Below are 667 nucleotides of genomic sequence, written 5' to 3' on the forward strand. Positions count from 1 at the left end.
TATCATTACCAATTACGTTAATGGTAATTGGCGTGTCTTCATTGGTTGTCGCGCTATCTGCGACTAATACTGTGTCATCAGCGATTGGGTCCACTGTCACACTCACTGTTTCAGTATTACCGTCTTCGTTGGTATACGTAAATGAGTCCGACCCATTGAAATCGGCGTTTGGCGTGTAGGTTACGGTGCCATCATCGTTGATAGCAACTGTACCGTTCGCACCTTGCGTTACCGTATCAACCGGTGAAATAACACCGCCATCCACATCAGTATCATTGCCCACGACATTGATAATGACAGGTGTATCTTCGTTGGTTGTTGCGCTATCAGCCACTAATACTGTGTCGTCAGCAACAGGGTCTACTGTCACACTCACCGTTTCAGTATTACCGTCTTCGTTGGTGTAAGTGAAGCTATCAGAGCCGTTGAAATCAGCATCAGGCGTATAGGTCACCGTGCCATCATCGTTAATAGCAACTGTGCCGTTCGCCCCTTGCGTTACCGTATCAACCGGTGAAATAACACCGCCATCAACATCGGTATCATTGTCCACAACATTGATAATGACAGGTGTATCTTCATTCGTTGTTGCGCTATCAGCCACTAATACGGTGTCGTCAGCAACAGGGTCTACTGTCACACTCACTGTTTCAGTATTACCGTCTTC

1 protein-coding gene is annotated in these 667 nt (G+C 46.6%); it reads right to left on the bottom strand.

Annotated features, from left to right (window positions below; translation table 11 throughout):
• Positions 1–667 (bottom strand): Ig-like domain-containing protein (locus tag SP041_RS20765; RefSeq protein ID WP_137298021.1); only part of this gene is annotated, 667 nt, incomplete at both ends.

Source organism: Psychromonas sp. SP041 (assembly GCF_000470315.2).
Lineage (GTDB): Bacteria > Pseudomonadota > Gammaproteobacteria > Enterobacterales > Psychromonadaceae > Psychromonas.